The organism is Brevundimonas sp. NIBR11 (genome assembly GCF_027912535.1).
Classification (GTDB): domain Bacteria; phylum Pseudomonadota; class Alphaproteobacteria; order Caulobacterales; family Caulobacteraceae; genus Brevundimonas.
On sequence record NZ_CP115465.1, the window covers coordinates 1,922,329 to 1,939,279 of the forward strand.

At 66.8% G+C, this 16,951-nt stretch carries 20 protein-coding genes and 1 riboswitch; of the genes, 9 read left to right on the forward strand and 11 right to left on the reverse strand.

Annotated elements, in window-relative coordinates:
* Positions 1 to 212: 212 nt before the first annotated feature.
* The 3 genes from O5O43_RS09795 to O5O43_RS09805 are packed head-to-tail and all read right to left on the reverse strand — an operon-like array spanning position 213 to position 1,475.
* A complete protein-coding gene (locus O5O43_RS09795; protein WP_271083703.1) occupies positions 213 to 500 on the reverse strand; it encodes a hypothetical protein in 288 nt (95 codons plus the stop codon).
* Positions 501 to 542: 42 nt separating this feature from the next.
* Positions 543 to 902, reverse strand: a complete 360-nt coding sequence (locus O5O43_RS09800; protein ID WP_271083704.1) for a hypothetical protein — start codon at positions 900 to 902, stop codon at positions 543 to 545.
* 3 nt (positions 903 to 905) lie between these two features.
* Complete coding sequence (locus O5O43_RS09805; RefSeq protein ID WP_271083705.1) at positions 906 to 1,475, reverse strand: hypothetical protein; 570 nt, start codon at positions 1,473 to 1,475, stop codon at positions 906 to 908.
* A 129-nt stretch (positions 1,476 to 1,604) separates the two neighbouring features.
* Between O5O43_RS09805 and rpmG the strand changes: the two genes are divergently transcribed.
* Positions 1,605 to 1,772: a 50S ribosomal protein L33 gene (gene rpmG / locus O5O43_RS09810; RefSeq protein WP_181543575.1), complete on the forward strand. Its 168-nt coding sequence runs from the start codon at positions 1,605 to 1,607 to the stop codon at positions 1,770 to 1,772.
* A 206-nt stretch (positions 1,773 to 1,978) separates the two neighbouring features.
* On the opposite strand, the gene O5O43_RS09815 is transcribed toward rpmG, so the two are convergent.
* On the reverse strand, positions 1,979 to 3,343 hold the full coding sequence (locus tag O5O43_RS09815) for a PleD family two-component system response regulator (protein WP_271083706.1): 1,365 nt from the start codon (positions 3,341 to 3,343) through the stop codon (positions 1,979 to 1,981).
* 7 nt (positions 3,344 to 3,350) lie between these two features.
* A complete protein-coding gene (locus O5O43_RS09820; RefSeq protein WP_271083707.1) occupies positions 3,351 to 3,734 on the reverse strand; it encodes a response regulator in 384 nt (127 codons plus the stop codon).
* 124 nt (positions 3,735 to 3,858) lie between these two features.
* On the opposite strand from O5O43_RS09820, the gene O5O43_RS09825 reads away from it, so the two are divergent.
* Positions 3,859 to 5,124 (forward strand): DNA polymerase IV, encoded by a 1,266-nt coding sequence (locus O5O43_RS09825; protein WP_271083708.1) that lies wholly within the window; start codon positions 3,859 to 3,861, stop codon positions 5,122 to 5,124.
* Positions 5,125 to 5,279: 155 nt separating this feature from the next.
* On the opposite strand, the gene O5O43_RS09830 is transcribed toward O5O43_RS09825, so the two are convergent.
* Positions 5,280 to 6,134 carry a c-type cytochrome gene (locus O5O43_RS09830; RefSeq protein WP_271083709.1) on the reverse strand — a complete coding sequence of 285 codons (855 nt, stop codon included), beginning with the start codon at positions 6,132 to 6,134 and terminating at the stop codon, positions 5,280 to 5,282.
* Positions 6,135 to 6,241: 107 nt separating this feature from the next.
* Between O5O43_RS09830 and O5O43_RS09835 the strand changes: the two genes are divergently transcribed.
* The 6 genes from O5O43_RS09835 to O5O43_RS09860 all read left to right on the forward strand — a co-directional run bounded on the left by O5O43_RS09835 (position 6,242) and on the right by O5O43_RS09860 (position 10,341).
* The gene (locus O5O43_RS09835; RefSeq protein WP_271083710.1) at positions 6,242 to 6,982 is read left to right on the forward strand and encodes a polysaccharide deacetylase family protein; all 741 of its coding nucleotides are present in this window, start codon (positions 6,242 to 6,244) and stop codon (positions 6,980 to 6,982) included.
* 739 nt (positions 6,983 to 7,721) lie between these two features.
* Positions 7,722 to 8,081 carry an AtpZ/AtpI family protein gene (locus O5O43_RS09840; protein ID WP_271083711.1) on the forward strand — a complete coding sequence of 120 codons (360 nt, stop codon included), beginning with the start codon at positions 7,722 to 7,724 and terminating at the stop codon, positions 8,079 to 8,081.
* A gap of 8 nt (positions 8,082 to 8,089) precedes the next feature.
* On the forward strand, positions 8,090 to 8,866 hold the full coding sequence (locus O5O43_RS09845) for a F0F1 ATP synthase subunit A (protein WP_271083712.1): 777 nt from the start codon (positions 8,090 to 8,092) through the stop codon (positions 8,864 to 8,866).
* 56 nt (positions 8,867 to 8,922) lie between these two features.
* Positions 8,923 to 9,147, forward strand: coding sequence for a F0F1 ATP synthase subunit C (locus O5O43_RS09850; protein WP_168045007.1), 225 nt, complete (start codon positions 8,923 to 8,925; stop codon positions 9,145 to 9,147).
* Positions 9,148 to 9,236: 89 nt separating this feature from the next.
* A complete protein-coding gene (locus O5O43_RS09855; RefSeq protein ID WP_271083713.1) occupies positions 9,237 to 9,824 on the forward strand; it encodes a hypothetical protein in 588 nt (195 codons plus the stop codon).
* A 1-nt stretch (position 9,825) separates the two neighbouring features.
* On the forward strand, positions 9,826 to 10,341 hold the full coding sequence (locus O5O43_RS09860; RefSeq protein ID WP_271083714.1) for a F0F1 ATP synthase subunit B: 516 nt from the start codon (positions 9,826 to 9,828) through the stop codon (positions 10,339 to 10,341).
* 76 nt (positions 10,342 to 10,417) lie between these two features.
* Here the strand turns inward: O5O43_RS09860 and O5O43_RS09865 are convergent, their stop codons facing one another.
* The 5 genes from O5O43_RS09865 to gcvT all read right to left on the reverse strand — a co-directional run bounded on the left by O5O43_RS09865 (position 10,418) and on the right by gcvT (position 15,544).
* Positions 10,418 to 10,888: a DUF6789 family protein gene (locus tag O5O43_RS09865; RefSeq protein ID WP_271083715.1), complete on the reverse strand. Its 471-nt coding sequence runs from the start codon at positions 10,886 to 10,888 to the stop codon at positions 10,418 to 10,420.
* Between the two features lie 207 nt (positions 10,889 to 11,095).
* Positions 11,096 to 12,673, reverse strand: a complete 1,578-nt coding sequence (gcvPB, locus tag O5O43_RS09870; RefSeq protein WP_271083716.1) for an aminomethyl-transferring glycine dehydrogenase subunit GcvPB — start codon at positions 12,671 to 12,673, stop codon at positions 11,096 to 11,098.
* 2 nt (positions 12,674 to 12,675) lie between these two features.
* A complete protein-coding gene (gcvPA, locus tag O5O43_RS09875; protein WP_271083717.1) occupies positions 12,676 to 14,022 on the reverse strand; it encodes an aminomethyl-transferring glycine dehydrogenase subunit GcvPA in 1,347 nt (448 codons plus the stop codon).
* Positions 14,023 to 14,050: 28 nt separating this feature from the next.
* A complete protein-coding gene (gcvH, locus tag O5O43_RS09880) occupies positions 14,051 to 14,416 on the reverse strand; it encodes a glycine cleavage system protein GcvH (RefSeq protein ID WP_271083718.1) in 366 nt (121 codons plus the stop codon).
* A gap of 12 nt (positions 14,417 to 14,428) precedes the next feature.
* Complete coding sequence (gene gcvT, locus O5O43_RS09885) at positions 14,429 to 15,544, reverse strand: glycine cleavage system aminomethyltransferase GcvT (protein ID WP_271083719.1); 1,116 nt, start codon at positions 15,542 to 15,544, stop codon at positions 14,429 to 14,431.
* Between the two features lie 149 nt (positions 15,545 to 15,693).
* Positions 15,694 to 15,790: riboswitch (glycine riboswitch) on the reverse strand.
* A 112-nt stretch (positions 15,791 to 15,902) separates the two neighbouring features.
* Here gcvT and O5O43_RS09890 point away from each other — a divergent pair.
* The gene (locus tag O5O43_RS09890; protein WP_271083720.1) at positions 15,903 to 16,934 is read left to right on the forward strand and encodes an alpha/beta hydrolase; all 1,032 of its coding nucleotides are present in this window, start codon (positions 15,903 to 15,905) and stop codon (positions 16,932 to 16,934) included.
* The last annotated feature ends 17 nt before the right edge of the window (positions 16,935 to 16,951 follow it).

A 16,951-nucleotide genomic window follows, 5' to 3' on the forward strand; every position in this document is an offset into this window, starting at 1 on the left:
TCATGGACCGCCCTGGGGTCGTTCGAGACCGGATACGATCAAACCAAACGAAAAAACCGGAACGCGCGCTTCGGGCGTTCCGGCGGGCACAGCCCGTCCGTCAGATTGTCACGATCAGGATGGTCCGCCGGAACGGGCCGCCTCGAAAGTCCGGCGCGTTTACGCTTGGAGGCCCTTCAGGTCAAGGCCGGGCCTCCATAGCGCCTTCGAAGCTAGGATGCGGCCGGCTTCTGCACGCCCCGCACGACGAAGTTGATCCGTCCCGAGGCCGGCGGCTCGCGCATGGTCGCTGCCGACAGTCGCGTGCCTTCGGCCGACCGCGCCGCGGCCAGGCCATAGCCCTCGTTCGGCGGGCTCTCGGACACCACGAGGCAGTTGGACAGCATGCCGTCCGGCGCCACGCCGCAGTTCAGATTGACCAGACCGCCACCGCCGCCGACACAGCCCGACAGCGCGGCGCCGGCCGCGATCACCGTGATCAGACCCAGGGACTTACGCATCGGACGTCTCCTCGTTGGCTGTGATTGGTTCGGTCGAACGCTCTACTGATCGGTCGCGGGCTCCGAGACCTCGGTGCGGATGCGCCGAAAGCGCGCAAAGGCCGCCGCATCGAGGGGAATCACCATCGACACTTCGGTGCGGTCCCCCACGCCCGTCGCTCTCGGGCCTCCGCCCACGGGTTGCACGCTCGCACGCCCCTGTTCGGCGGACAATATGGCCTCGGCCGCCATCCCGTAGCCGCCCGGCTTCTCGCGGATGACGCGGCAGTTGCTGAGCCCGCCACGCTCGATCACCGTACAGACCATGGTGACCTCGACCTCGGTCGGCGCTGGGGCCTCGTCCGGCGCCGACGCACAGCCCGCCAGCCCCATCGTTGTCAACGCCACAGCAAATCCACGCATGCCCTACTCCCGGATCGGTCTCGTCAGGTCGAACTCTACCCGGAAGTGTCGATTGGCGCGACGCAGCTCATAGGCGAATACCCGCCCCGGATGGATCTCCACGTTCCAGACGTTGGTCGTCGAGACCGCCGCATCGTTGGCGTTGAACAGGGCGATGGAGAAGGCGTCCACCGGGAAGCTCTGCCGCTCGGTCCCGCCGTGCGGAACGCTGTCGCCGCCGTACATATGCAGGGCGTGGGGCGTGCCGTCGGGATAGCGGTGGTCGTGCTTCAGCCTCAGGCCCGCCTCCGTCCGCGACACGATCCAGGTTCGCGACCGGTCTTCGCCGACGCTGAACGGGATTCGCACTTCGCTCTGCGAACAGTCCCGCACCGTCATCACCAGTCTCTGGCTGGCCATGGCCGCATCGACCGCGTCGGTCGAGATCACCTTCCCCTCGAAGCTTTGTCCGCACAGGGCGTTCAGATTGGCCATGAAGCCGTCTTCGGGGTAGTGCGTCCGTGTCGTTCCGAAATAGGTCCCGGCGCAGCCGGACAGAAGGACGGAAACGGCGGCGATCAGGGCGGCTTTCATGCAGCCAGGCTCGCCCGCGAAGACGACGTCATCAATGCGCCAATACGCCGGTTGACTTCGCGACTTCCCTGAGTATGTTCCGCGCCTCTCATTTTACGGCTGTCACTGCCGTCGCAAAGGTAATTTCCGATGGCTAAGCCCGCCTCCATCAAGATCCGTCTGAACTCGACGGCCGACACCGGCTTCTTCTACGTCACCAAGAAGAACGCCCGTACGATGACCGAGAAGATGGTCGTCAAGAAGTACGACCCGGTCGCCCGCAAGCACGTCGAGTTCAAAGAAGGCAAGATCAAGTAAGGCTCACGCCTCGCTGATATTCGAACGCCCGGTCAGAAATGGCCGGGCGTTTTTTCTTGTCTCCTCCCCACGCAGTGGGGAGGTGGCGGCGAGCCTCTTCGCGAGGCGACGGAGGGGTTCTTCGTGCACCCAGAAAGAGCCCCTCCGTCTCTCCGCTCCGCTACGAGCCACCTCCTCACGCTTCGCTTAGGGAGGAGACGCTACTGTTAGGCCGCCCGCGCGATCACACGATCACGCCCCGTGGCCTTCGCCTCGTACACCCCTTCGTCCGCCCGCTTCAGCAGGGCGTCCGGCGTATCCCCGGCCCCGAGCGTCGCGGCCACGCCGATTGAGATCGTCACCGTGAGATGTTCCTGCCCGCCCATGACGCGGAACGGAGTCGAGCCCACGTCCCGCCTGATCCGCTCGGCGATTCGATGCGCGTCCTCGATCCTGGTGCCCGGCATGACGACGACGAACTCTTCGCCTCCCATGCGGCAGGGCAGGTCCACGGCCCGCACATTGGTCGCCAGACGCACGGCGAACTCGCGCAGAACCTCGTCGCCCGCATCGTGGCCGAAGCCGTCGTTGACCTTCTTGAAGTGGTCGATGTCCAGCACCAAGACCGACACCGGCTCCCCGCCCTGCGCCGCCCGCGTCACGAAGGCCTGCAACTGCCCGGCCATGTAGCGGCGGTTGTGCAAGCCCGTCAGCGCATCGGTGACCGCCATCTCCAGGCTGTAGTCGAGCTTCTCCTTCAGGAAGTCGGTGTAGCGCTTCCGGCGCACCTGCGTCCGCGCCCGCGCCGCCAGCTCTTCCGGGTCCACCGGCTTCATCAGGATGTCGTTGACGCCCAGCTCCAGCGCCTTGACCAGCCTCGGCCGGTCCGCCGGATCGACCACCGCCAGGATCGGCAGATGCCGCGTCGGCTCGGCCGACCGCACCTGGGCGATCAGGCGCAGGCCGTCGAACTCGGCCGCCGCCACATTGACGATCATCAGGTCGATCGCCCCCTTGGACGCGACCAGGCCGTCGCCGGCGTCGGTCTCGATCGCGGGCCGATGCTCGCGCGTCAGCTCCTCGGCGATCTTCTGGGCCTGTCGCGCATTGTCATCGACGATCAGAACCCGTCCGCCCGACCCACGCAGCCGCCCGGCCCCGTCGGTCGTGACCCCCAGCCGCCGCCCGCTTTCCTCGCGCTCGCGGAGCTCGTCCATCACCAGCTTCAGCCGCGTCAGCGACCGCACGCGCGCGAACAGGACCACGTCGTCCAGCGGCTTGGTGACGAAGTCGTCGGCCCCGGCCTCCAGCCCCTTGATCCGGTCCTCGCGCCCGTCCAGCGCCGTCACCAGAACGACCGGGATATGGTTGGTCGTCGCATCGGCCTTCAGCCGCTTGCAGGTCTCGAACCCGTCCATGCCGGGCATCATGACGTCCAGCAGGATGATGTCGGGCTGTTCGGCCGCCGCAATCGTCAGGGCCGTCGCCCCGTCCTGGCAGGTCAGCACATCATAGTATTCCAGCGTCAGCTTCGCCTCGAGCAGGCGGACGTTGGCCTCGACATCGTCGACCACAAGGATACGCGCGGTCATACCGGAACTACCCTACGGCTACGGGCTGGTGCAGGTGCTTCTTCACCGTCTCCAGGAAATGCATCACCGAGATGGGCTTGGAGATATAGGCCTCGCAGCCGCCCTGCCGGATCCGCTCCTCGTCGCCCTTCATGGCGAAGGCGGTCACGGCGATGATCGGGATGTGGCCGAGCTCCTCGTCGTCCTTCAGCCACTTCGTGACTTCCAGCCCCGAGATCTCTGGCAGCTGGATGTCCATCAGAATCAGGTCGGGCATGTGCTGGCGCGCCAGAGCCATCGCCTGCAGCCCCTCGCGGGTCTGCAGGATCTGATAGCCCTGGGAGTCGAGCAGATCATGAAACAGCTTCATGTTCAGCTCGTTATCCTCGACGATGAGGACTTTCTTGGACATCTTCACCCGGTCTGGCCGTCTCGGCTGACACGCACCCTGCGCCGCGAGACTTTCCGCTTGTTCGAGTGGGAATATGACCCACCGGGTCTTAAGTTGGGGTGAAGTCGGGAATCCAAGCTTGGCCATGAAGGCGATCTGCCGCGAATGCCTCTGGACCGGAGCGGACGCCATACGGCGCTGCCCGGCCTGCGGTTCGCCGCGCGTTGCCTGCGATCCCGAGCTGGACCAGCTCTCCATCGCCCACCTGGACTGCGACGCCTTCTACGCCTCGGTGGAGAAGCGCGACCGGCCGGAACTGCGCGACAAACCCGTCATCGTCGGCGGCGGGGTGCGCGGCGTGGTCTCCACCTGCTGCTATATCGCCCGCATGTACGGCGTTCACTCCGCCATGCCGATGTTCAAGGCGCTGAAAGCCTGCCCCCAGGCCGTGGTCATCAAGCCGGACTTCTCCAAATACGTCCCCGAGTCGGAACGCATCTTCCGCTTCGTCGGGGAACTCACCCCGCTGGTCCAGACCCTGTCGCTCGACGAAGCCTGGATCGACCTCTCGGGAACCGAACGCCTGAACGGCGGCCCGCCGGCCTTCCAGCTCATCCGCCTTCAGAAGCGGATCGAGGAGGAAACCGGTCTCGGCGTCTCCATCGGTCTCGCTCCCAACCGCTTCCTCGCCAAGATCGCCTCCGAACTCGACAAGCCGCGCGGCTTCTCCGTCATCGGCACGAGGAACGCGCAGGCCCTTCTCGCCCCCAAGTCCGTCCGCATCTTGCCGGGCGTCGGCCCCGTCTTCGGCAAGACCCTGGTCTCCGACGGCTTCAGCACGGTCGGCGATCTCGCCGCCGCCGACGTCCGCGACCTGGTCAAACGCTACGGCGAGACGGGCCTCAGGCTCCACGACCTCGCCCACGCCCGCGACGCCCGCTCAGTCAACCCCGAGCACGACCGCCGCGGCATGAGCGCCGAAAACACCTTCAACACCGACCTGACCAACGTCGAGGACCTCGAGGCCGAGCTCTGGCCCCTCTGTGAAAAGGTCGCCTCCAAGGCCCGCCGTGACGGGGTCGCCAGCCGCGTCGTCGTCCTCAAGCTGCGCCGTACCGACTTCAAGATCGTCACCCGCCGCCGGACCCTGCCCGACCCGGTCCAGACGGCGCGGGCGCTGTTCGCGATCGGCCGCGAACTCCTGACCCCAGAACTGGGCCGCCCTTACCGTTTGATCGGTATCGGTCTCGCCGACATCCAGGACGTCGAGGACCAGCCCGAGGGCCTCTTCGCCTCCCCCGAGACCCGCACCCTCAAGACCGAAACCACCATCGACGCCCTGCGCCAGAAGTTCGGCGCCTCCGCCGTTGTGGCCGGTCGGGCCTTGAAGCGGAGAGACAGAGCGCCCTAGGGCCGAAGGCCCGTCTGCCACCTGGGTTCATCACAGCGCACACGGCGGGATCACAGTGATCACTGCGGGAAACTCGCTTCGGCCAGACCCCGGGTCTCGTCGTGCGCGCCGTGCCTTGCGTTGTGCTCGCCGTGATGAATCTCTTCGACCCAGTCCTAGCCCTGCGGCATGCGCTCGGCCCGTGCGTTCAGATAGGCGTGGATATCGTCCAGATCCTGTTTCGTGATGGTGGCGAAATGCTCTCGCGCCATCTCGCTCATGAAGCCGCGCTCGCGGCCGTCCGGGGCGATCCCGGTGCGCATGAAGCGGTCGAACTGCGCTGCGTCATAGCCCGAGGCCACGATCAGGTCGGGCGCGACCGATCCGTTCACCTCCGCCCCGCCCAGGTCCGAGCCGTGACACTCCGCGCAGGTCGTCACCGCCAGATAGCGGCCATGCGCGAACTCCGTCCCCGCGTCGAACGCCGGCTTCGTCTTCGCCGCCGCAACATGGGCCGTGGCCGGTTCCACGCGACCCAGTACGATGGCCAATCGCATCAGGGGTCCAAACCGGATCGGCGGCGTCGCCTGCCCGGTCGCCGGATGGCTGCGCAGCCAGGCGACGATGTCGGCCGTATCCTGATCGCTGAGGTCGGTCCACGTCTCCGAGGGCATGAGCCACAGCGCCGTCCCGTCCGACCGCACGCCTGACCGCACTGCCCGGGCCAGCTGGGCGTCCGAATACCGCCCCAGGACTTGCGTCAGATTGGTCGTCCAGATCCGGCCCTGAGCGGCGTCGTCCAGCCAGTTTTCGCCCTGCAGAGTGCGCGTGTGGCACCCGTCGCATCCGCGAATGCGCGCTTGATAGGCGCCGCGCGCCAGGGCTTGCGGATCGGTCGAGGCCGAGATGACCGGCAGAGGGGAATCGACCTTGCGCCGAATGATCGCTTCGCTGGCCGCATACACGCCGGCGACCGCCACAACGGCCAAGGCCACGATCCCAAGGGCGATCCGCCCGATCCATTTCAACATCTTAAGGTCCCCCGTGCGAAGAGACTTAGCATCGTGACCAGGGTTCCGCGAGCGTCGTTTCGGCGCGCGTTCAACCGCTCTTAAGCCCGTGCGTGCATCCTGCGCCCATGTCCGCCTTCCTCGACAAGATGCGCCGCAGAGGCGGCCGCTACCTCGGCGTTCGCTCCGCCCCCGTCCGCCCTGCGCGCGGCGTCTTCAGCCTGTCTTTCGACGACATCCCCGTGACCGCCTGGACCGAGGCCTGTCCGATCCTGAAGGAGCACGGGATCGCCGCCACCTATTACGTCGCCGGCGGACTGTCGGGCGGCGAGAATCTCGGCCTGCCCCAGTTCTCGACCGACCACCTGCAACAGCTGTTCGCCGCCGGCCACGAGGTCGGCTGCCACACCTTCGGCCATACCTCCGCTCTCGCCGTCTCGCCCGAGGCCTACGCCGCCGACCTTGAGCGCAACGCCGTCTGGGTCGCCGAGCGCCTCGACGGCCATGTCATGACCACCTTCGCCTACCCCTATGGAGACGTTTCCGTCCGCGCCAAGGCCGTGGTCGCCCAGCGATTCGCCCTGGCCCGCGGCGTCCGCGATGGCGTCAACGCCGGCAGCGCCGACCGCGCCAACATGCAGGCCATCGGCCTCGAAAGCCGCCGCCTCCCCGGCTACGACCTCGAAGGCCTGATGGCCGAGACCGCCGCCCGCAAGGGTTGGCTCATCGCCTACGGCCACGACGTCATGGACCGCCCCACTCCCTACGGCTGCACCCCTGCCGACCTCGACCGCGTCATCCGCCTGGCCAAGGCCGCCGGGCTGGACATCCAGCCGGTGGGTCAGGCGTGGCGGAGAATGGCGGCCTGACGTCCCTCTCCCAGACTATCGGTACCCATCAACGGGTCGACCCAGGACCCCAACGAATTCAACGCCCGGCTCTGATTAAGGTCTTTATCGCAGGCGCCCCTCAAACCGGGCGTATACTTTTCCCCATCCCGTCGTTGGGGAAGGCGTCCTGGGCCCAGGACCCGGACGTGCGGCGGGGCCGATCGTAGCGGGTAGTCGTGGAGGGAGCCAACGATTTGGCTCCCGAAGCGAATGTTCGAGGGGCGTGAAACCTCGGAGCCCGGCGGGCCTGAGCCCGCCGCCCGTCGCGGGCCTATCGCCTGAGGGTCCAAAGGACCCGGGACCTGTGGTCGGTCATCGTTGCGACGATGATGCAGACCCCTCCCGGGGTGTCCGTACACCCGCTGGGCGACGCTCGCGGACCCGGTCGGGGACGGAGCCTCGGCGCGAGCCGAAAAACATTTCATCGGTCCCCGTAACGCGAAAGCAGGGGGCCACCTCGGTTCCGGGCGACCGCCCAGGCTCCGTCGACTTCCCCAACCCGTTCGCAGCGGAGGAGCGATGACGTGCGCCGGCAAGGCTACGATGACGCAGGCGCTGCAATACGTCGGACAAACCGACGCGAAATCAATAACTTGAACTATTCCCTGCACGCCTTGACCTTCCGCCCCCTCGCCTATAGGTTCCGCGCCGAATTCAGACCCCTGTCGGGGCCCGCAAATCCATGCGTGGCCGGGCGGGCTCAGAAGCAACAAAGCCCATGTCCCAGCCGACGGAATCGCGTGAAGAGGCGATCAAACGCCTCAATGAAAGCGCATCCGCTCTGGAGGCGAAGACCGCGCGTGAGATGTCGCACGAAGCGGCGGGTCAGGCGGCGGCCGGTCAGGCGTGGCGGATTATCGCCGACCTGTTCGGCGGCGTGTTCGTGGGCCTGGCCCTCGGCGCAATCGTGGACTGGTATTTCCATACCGGTCCCTGGGGTTTGATCGGCGGCGTCCTTCTGGGCTTCGCCGTTTCGGTTTGGATGGCCTGGTCGACGGCGCAACGCCTGATGGCCCAGGCTAAGGCAAGCGGAGTGGAGCCGAAGTCGGTTCCCTTCGACGATGACGAAGAGACTTAAAGGCGCCCATGGCTGATCCGCTTCACCAGTTCCAGATCGTCCCGCTTGTCGACTTCGGCACGGTGAACCTGCCTGTCGTGGGCGAGCAGCAGCTCGCCTTCACCAACTCGCACCTGGCCATGACCATCGCCTTCGGCCTTGTGGTCCTGTTCCTTCAGTTGGTGACCTCGGGCGCCAAGGTCGTCCCCGGACGGCTTCAGGCCGCCGGCGAGACGATGTTCGGCATGATCGACGGCATCGTCGATTCCATCATCGGCCATGACGGGCGCAAGCTCTTCCCGTTCGTCTTCACCGTCTTCACCTTCATCCTGGCCATGAACTTCATCGGCCTGTTCCTGACGTTCACGGCCACCTCGCAGATCGCCGTCACCGCCACCTTCGGCGTGCTGACCATCCTGCTGGTCCTGGCCATCGGTTTCGCCAAGCACGGCCTCGGCTTCTTCAAGCTGTTCGTCCCGTCGGGCGTGCCATGGCCGGTCCTGCCCTTCGTGATCATCATCGAGTTCGTCTCCTTCCTCCTGCGCCCCGTCACCCTGACGCTTCGTCTGTTCGGCAACATGATGGGCGGCCACGTCGCCCTGAAGGTCTTCGCCGGCTTCGTCGTCATCGGCGTCGGCGGTTCGGTGGGCCTCGGTCTCGGTATCCCGATCGCCCTGATGTCGATGGGCATGACCGTCGGCCTGACCGCGCTGGAGTTCCTGGTGGCCTTCCTCCAGGCCTTCGTCTTCGCCGTTCTGACCTGCATCTACCTCAACGATGTGGTCAACCTGGGCCACGGGCACTAAAGCCCAACCCCAGTTTTCGTCCCTAACCAACCAACCTCAGACTAGGACTTAAGATTATGGAAGCAGAAGCCGCCAAGCTCATCGGCGCCGGCCTCGCAATGACCGGCATGATCGGCGCCGGCATCGGCGTCGGCAACATCTTCGGCTCGTTCCTGACGGGCGCCCTGCGCAATCCGTCGGCCGCCGGCTCGCAGATCGGCAACCTGTTCGTGGGCGCCGCCCTGGCCGAAGCCCTGGGCATCCTGTCCTTCGTTCTGGGCATCCTGCTCTACTCGGCCTAATCCGCCGCATCCGATCAGGCGCGGCGCCGGCGACCCGGCTGCCGCGCCTTTTCGATTGATCTGACCACCCCAATTCCCATTGGCGGACCATGACTGCACAAACCGAATTCGCACCCCCTGTCCCTGACGCGGCCGACCATGCCGCCGTCGCGGACACGCACGCCTCGACCGAAGCCGCACACGGCGAAGGCGGCGGCCTGCCTCAGTTCGAGTTCCAGCATTGGTTCGGACAGATCGTCTATCTGATTTTCCTGTTCGCCATCCTCTATCTGCTGATCGCCAAGGTCTTCGCCCCGCGCATGCGCCGCGTGTTCGACGAGCGTGAGACGACGATCTCCACCGCCATCGCCACCGCCCGTCAGGTCCAGGCCGAGGCCGCCGGCCAGGCCGAAGCCGCCAAGGCCGAGGTGGAAAAGGCCCGGGCCGACTCGCGCGCCGCTTCCGTGGCCGCCAAGGCCCGGGTCACCGATGAGGCCAACCGTCGCGCCGCCGAGGAAGAAGCCGTCGTCAACGCCCGCATCGCCGAGGCCGAGACCGCCATCGGCAAGACCCGCGACGCCGCCATGGCCAATGTCACCACCATCGCCGCCGATACCGCCTCGGCCATCGTCGAGCGTCTGACCGGCAGGGCCCCCACGGCCGCTGAAGTCGCCGCCGCCGTCAAGGGAGCCGCCTGATATGAACATGTTCATGGAAGAAGGCTTCTGGGGCCTCCAGAGCGCCGAGATGTGGGTCCTCGTGGGCCTCGTCCTCTTCATCGGCATCTGCATCTTCGTCGGCGTGCCCAAGCTCGTCGGTGGGGCGCTCGACGCCAAGGGCCAGAAGATCCAGTCGGAACTGGATGAGGCCCAGCGCCTGCGCGCCGAGGCCGAGGCCCTGCTGGCCACGATCCGCGCCGAGAAAACCGCCGCAGAGGCGCAGGCCAAGGACATGCTGGCCGCCGCCGAAGCCGACGCCCGCATCATGGAAGCCGAAGCCAAGGTCCGCCTCGAGGAAACTCTGGCCCGTCGTCAGGCCCTGGCCGAACGCCGCATCGCCTCCGCCGAAGTCCAGGCCACGGCTGAGGTCAAGGCCGCCGCCGCCGACGTCGCTGCCCAGGCCGCCGAGACCATCCTCGCCGCCCGCGCCGCCGGTGCGAAGTCGGACCCGCTGCTCGACGACGCCATCGCCCAGATCGGCACGCGCCTGAACTAAGGCTCGCGCCTTACGGCATGCAAAAAGGGCGACGCACCAGCTCGGTGCGCCGCCCTTTCTCTTTTGCGTCAACAGGCTAGTGGGCCGGGGCCACCCCGTCCATCAGTCTGGCGGCCCGCTTTTCGCGCTCCACCAGCCGAGCGTAGACATTACCCAGGACGATGCCGAACACGGCGTGACTGACCAGCATCCAGGCGACCATGCCGAACCCGCCCGATCCACGGAACATCCGCGGATCGCCGAACAGGAACACCGCCACCATCAGCACCGCCCAGGCTCCGACGGCGAAGATGATGCCCTTGGTCTCGGCGGTCTGGCCCGGCATCCGGGGACACAGGATCCCGAACAACGAGCCCAGGATCACGGACCCGGCGACGAAGTGAGCGATCCACCCCACGGCCAGATTTCCGGGCATCCCGATCAGGCTGGCCACGAACAGCGGAAACGGCTCCGCCCAGGGACCAGCAAACACATTCACGGCTTCGAGTATTGAAACGGCGACCGTGGCGAACAAGCCAGCGATTACGCCCTTTTGTACGCGTGACATCATAACGACAGCGCCTCCCAACGCGTGTTTTCGTTTCGATAACGCAGGGAGGACTCTACGCCTGTCGCGAGAAGACGCTATTCGGCCACATTCACAACCGCGTGCTTAGCGCTTGCGGGATAGCAGTGTTGTGCGGCGCCGTTATCGGCCTGCAAAAGGCCGCGCAAACGAGCCGGCGCGGCCTCTCGGGTCTCACGATTTCGCCGCCTACTCGGCGGCGATGTTCGTGCCTTCCGGCGCTGTCCACCGCAGGACTGGCGTGCGGGCGGCGCGGGTTTCGTCCAGACGACGCAGAGGCGCGTGGAAGGGCGCGCCCTTGAACCGCTCGACCTCGCCGGCCTTGGCCGCTTCGGCCAGCAGGCGCAGGGCGTTGATGAACCGGTCCAGCTCGGCCTTGGATTCCGTCTCGGTCGGCTCGATCAGCATCGCGCCGTGGACGACCAGCGGGAAATACATGGTCATCGGATGGAAGCCCTCGTCGATCATCGCCTTGGCGAAGTCGAGCGTGGTGATGTCCGTGCCCTTCAGCCATTCGTCGTCGAACAGCGCCTCGTGCATGCAGGGGCCGTCCGGGAAGGCCGCCGACATGACGTCCGACAGGCGGGCCTTGATGTAGTTCGCGTTCAGGACCGCGTCCTCGGCGACCTGACGCAGGCCGTCGGCGCCGTGGCTCATCATGTACGACAGGGCGCGGACATACATGCCCATCTGGCCCTGGAAGGCGCACAGACGGCCGAAGGCCTGGGCTGCGTCGCCCTCCTCCCGCTCGATCAGCTCATAGCCGTCCGAACCGTGCACGACCCAAGGGGCCGGCGCGAACGGGGCCAAGGCCGCGGACAGCACCACCGGACCCGCGCCCGGACCGCCGCCGCCGTGGGGCGTGGAGAAGGTCTTGTGCAGGTTGATGTGCATGGCATCCACGCCCAGATCGCCCGGGCGCACCCGGCCGACGATGGCGTTGAAGTTGGCCCCGTCGCAGTAGAAATACGCCCCCGCCTCGTGCGTCAGGCGGCTGATCTCCAGGATGTCGCGCTCGAACAGGCCGCAGGTGTTGGGGTTGGTCACCATGATGGCGGCCACGTCCGGACCCAGCTTGGACGCCAGATCGGCCACGTCCACGCGACCGTCCCCGGTCTGGGCGACCTCGACGACCGTATAGCCGACGAAGGCCGCCGTTGCAGGGTTGGTCCCGTGCGCCGAGGTGGGCACCAGCACCTTGCGGCGCTGCTCATGCTGGCCGGAGGCCTCGTGTGCGGCGCGGATCGCCATCAGGCCGCACAGCTCGCCATGAGCGCCGGCTTTCGGCGACAGCGCCACCGCCGGCATGCCGGTCAGGGTCTTCAGCCAGTGCGACAGCTGATCCATCAGCTCCAGCGCCCCCTGCACCGTCGAGATCGGCTGCAGCGGGTGAATGTCCGAGAAGCCCGGCAGACGCGCCATCTTCTCGTTCAGGCGCGGGTTGTGCTTCATCGTGCACGACCCGAGCGGATACAGCGCCAGGTCGATGGCGTGGTTCTTCTGCGACAGACGGACGTAGTGGCGCATCGCCTCCGGCTCCGACAGGCCCGGCAGGCCGATCGGATCCTTGCGGACCAGGTCGCCGAGGTCCGATGCCGCGCCCTTGGGGTCCGGCAGATCGACGCCGGTCTTGCCCCAGCCGTCGCTCTCGAAGATCAGCAGTTCGTCCTGCAACAGGCCGCGCCCGCCGGTCAGGGTCGGATGCTTGTAGTCGTGGTCCACAGCATTCGGGGCGGTCGGACGGCCGACGGTGTTCATCGTGCTCATGATCAGGCTCCCAGGACCTTGGTGAGGCTCTTGGCCAGAATCTGGATGTCGGGATCCAGGGTCGTTTCGGTCGCGGCGACCAGCAGGACGTCGTCCATCCCCGCCTCGGGCGCCAGACGGCTGTAGGGCACGCCCGCCAGCACATGATGCGCGGCTAGCTGATCCACCACCTCGGCGGCGTTCTTCGGCAGCTTCACCGCGAACTCGTTGAAGAAGCGCGGCGTCAGGATCTCGACGCCCGGAATGGCCGCCAGCGCATCACGCGTCGCGACGGCCTTCTCGTGGTTCAGCAGGGCCAGCTTTCGCAGACCCGTCTCGCCCAGCAGGCTCATGTGGATGGTGAAGGCCAGGGTGCACAGGCCCGAGTTGGTGCAGATGTTCGACGTCGCCTTGTCGCGGCGGATGTGCTGCTCGCGCGTCGACAGGGTCAGGACGAAGCCCCGCTCGCCGTCCGCGTCGACCGTCTCGCCGGTGAGGCGGCCCGGCATCTGGCGGATCAGCTTCTCGCGGGCGGCAAACAGGCCGACATAGGGTCCGCCGAAGTTCAGGGCGTTGCCGATCGACTGGCCCTCTGCCGCGACGATGTCGGCGCCCATCTCGCCGGGCGATTTCAGCAGGCCCATCGACACGGCTTCGGTGACCACGACGATCAGCAGAGCGCCCGCCGCATGAGCGGCCTCGGCGATCTTAGTCACGTCGGTCGCGGTACCGAACACGTTCGGGGTCTGCACGACGACGCACGCCGTGTCCGGCCCGATGGCGTCGATAACGGCCGCCTCGGCGTCCACGGCGGCGGCCAGGGCCTGAGTCTCCACGCCGACGGCGTGCACCACCGTCTCGGTCGCCCGGACATAGTGGGGATGCACCCCGCCCGAGATGACCGCCTTGTTCCGGCGCGTCACGCGGGTCGCCATCAGGACGCCCTCGGCCATGGCGGTCGAGCCGTCATAGAGCGACGCGTTGGCCACCGGCATGCCGGTCAGGTTCGCGACCTGGGTCTGGAACTCGTACAGGTACTGCAGCGTCCCCTGCGCGATTTCTGGCTGGTACGGGGTGTAGCTGGTCAGGAACTCGGACCGCTGGATGATGTGGTCCACCGTGGCCGGGACATGGTGCTTGTAGGCGCCCGCCCCGCAGAAGAAGGGTCGCGATCCCGCCGCCACGTTCCGCCCGGCCATGGCCGACAGGGCCCGGTCGACCTCCAGCTCGCCCATGACGTGGGGCAGGTCGACGAAGCCGTCCCGCCGCGCCGCCTGCGGCACGTCCACGAACAGGTCGTCGATCGATTTCGCGCCGATGGCGGCGAGCATCGCCGTCCGGTCGTCGGGGGTCAGGGGCAGGTAACGCATGGCGGGGAGGTCCGAGCGTGAGAGGAAATCAGAGCGAGGCGAGATAGGCGTCGTAGGCCGCGCGATCCATCAGGCCGTCGATCGCCGAGGCGTCCGACACCCTGATCTTGGCGAACCAGCCCTCGCCTTCGGCGTCGGCGTTCACCGTTTCGGGCACCGTCGCCAGGGTCGCATTGCCTTCGATCACCTCGCCCGAAACCGGGGCGTAGACGTCCGACGCCGCCTTGACGCTCTCGACGACGGCGAAGCTGTCGCCCTTGCCGACCGTCTTGCCGGCCTCGGGCACCTCGACGAACACGACGTCGCCCAGTTGGTGTGCGGCGTGGGCGGTGATGCCGACGGTGGCGACGTCGCCTTCGAGGCGAACCCACTCGTGGTCCTTGGTGAAGTGCATGGTCAGGTCCCTCTAGGCTTTCGGTTTGCGGTAATAGCGTTGGGCGACGAAGGGCATGTCGATCACCTCGGCGGCGGCGGCCTTGCCGCGCACGATGACCTTCAAATCGGTGCCGAGCGCGGCGTGCGACGGCGGCACATAGCCCATGGCGATGTTGCGACCGAGCGTCGGCGACGGCCCGCCCGAGGTCACCTTGCCGATGACGTTTCCGTCGACGTCGGCGATCTCCGCGCCTTCGCGAGCCGGCGCGCCTTCCTTGACCGACAAACCCACGCGCAGGCGGCTCGGACCATCGGCCAGTTCCTTGAGTATGCGTTCGGCGCCGTTGAAGTCCGCGGCTTCCTTCCTCGACTTCGACAGGGCGAAGGTCAGCGCCCCCTCGACCGGCGAGGTCGTCGGATCGATGTCATCCCCGTGCAGCGGCAGACCGGCTTCCAGACGCAGCGAATCCCGCGCGCCCAGACCGATCGGCTTCACCCGCGCGTCTTCCAGCAGCAGGTTCCACACGCGCTCGGCGTCCGCCGCCGGCACGGAAATCTCGTAGCCGTCCTCGCCCGTATAGCCCGAGCGCGAGACGTAGCAGTCGACCCCGAACAGCATCAGGCGGGCGCAGTCCATGAAGCCGAACTCGGCCAGGACCGGCTCGTGCGCGATCATGACCTCGGCCGCTTCCGGCCCTTGGATCGCGATCAGCGCCCGGTCGTCCAGCACCGTCAGTTTCGCGTCGCCCGACAGGCGCTCGGACCAAAAGGCGAAGTCCTCGTCCTTGTTGCCCGCGTTGACGACGACGAACAGACCGTCGTGGTCAGGCTTGCCCGCCATCAGGTCGTCGATGATCCCGCCCTGCTCGTTCAGCAACAGCGAGTATTTCTGCTTGCCGGCCTTCAGCGCATGATAGTCGCCGGGCACGAAGCGCTGGAACTGATCGATGGCGTCCGCGCCGGTGATCTTGCACTGGCCCATGTGCGACACGTCGAACAGGCCCGCATGTTCGCGCGTCCAGCGGTGCTCCGCCAGAACGCCCTCGTACTGCACCGGCATGTCATAGCCGCCGAAGCCCACCATGCGGGCTCCCAAGGCCCGGTGCGCGGCGTTCAGGACGGTCGTCTTCAGCGTTTCGTCGGTCATGCGGTCCAGACTTTCAGGGTCGCGTGTTGAAGCGGAAAGCTCCGCCGTCCTCGCGCCCCCGCTGTCCTGAAGCCTGAGAGATTCCGACGCCCAAAGCGGGGCGGCATTGCTCCGTCGGCGCGGTCCGAAGACCGACTTTCCAGCGTCCGAGTGTTCTCGCGGTCCGTTTGCCTGAGCGTTTCCGGGGCGGTTGCGCCTTCGGCTCCGGGTCCGCCGAGACGGCCCGATCTCTCCCGCGAGAGCGAGGCCCAAAGGCCCCGACTCCCGGGCCAAGTCAAGCGTGGGCTTACGGAACGCCGCCGCCGCCGGGGGATTAGCCCCTCGTTCCTCCTCAAGTCACTGAAAAGAGCCACCTCCTATGTCCATCCTCGACAAGATCTTCGGCGACGACAAACCGCGGACGACCCCGGCCAAGCCGGACTTGCCGATGCAGAACGTCCTCGACCATCTGGCCCGCCTCGGCGGCAAGCCGATCGAGACCTTGTCGCCGCAGGAGGCCCGCCTCCAACCTACTCCGACCGACGCGGTCAAGGCGATCTTGCAAGAGACGATCAAGGATCAGGATCCGACCCTGGGAATCCAGACCCGCGACATCACCATCGAGGGCGCCGCCGGCCCGCTCCAGGCGCGCGTTTATTCGCCGGACCTCGACAGCAGGGACCTCAAGCCTCTCGTCGTCTATTTCCACGGCGGCGGCTTCGTGATCGCTGATCTGGACGTTTATGACGGCGGCCCTCGCGGCGTGTCCCGCTTCGCCGACGTCGTCGTCCTGTCGGTCCACTATCGCCAGGCGCCCGAGAACAAGTTCCCCGCCGCCCACGACGACGCCGTCGCGGCCTGGAAATGGGCCCTCGCAAACGCCCAGTCGATCGGCGGCGACCCCCAGAAAGTCGCCGTCATGGGCGAAAGCGCCGGCGGCAATCTGGCGGTCAACGTGTCGATCGCCGCTCGCGACCAGGGTCTGACCCCACCGAAGCATCAGGTCCTCGTCTACCCGCTTGTCGGCAACGACCTGAACAACGAGAGCTACGTCGAGAACGCCACGGCCAAGCCGCTGAACAAGCCGATGATCGAATGGTTTGTGAAGCACACCTTCGATGACGAATCCGAGACGGCCGATCCGCGCGTCAACGTGGTCGGTGCGGCCGATCTGCGAGGCCTGCCCTCGTCCACCCTGATCATGGCCGAGATCGACCCGCTGCGCACCGAGGGCGAAAAGCTGGCCGAAAAACTCGAGGCCGCCGGTGTCGAGACGCGATCAAAGACCTTCCATGGCTCGACCCACGAGTTCTTCGGCATGGCCCTGGTCGTTCCCGACGCCGCCGTCGCCCAGCAGTTCGCCGCCCACGAACTGAAACGCGCCTTCGGGACGGCCATCCTGCCGATCTGAGTTCCACCCGTCGAAGG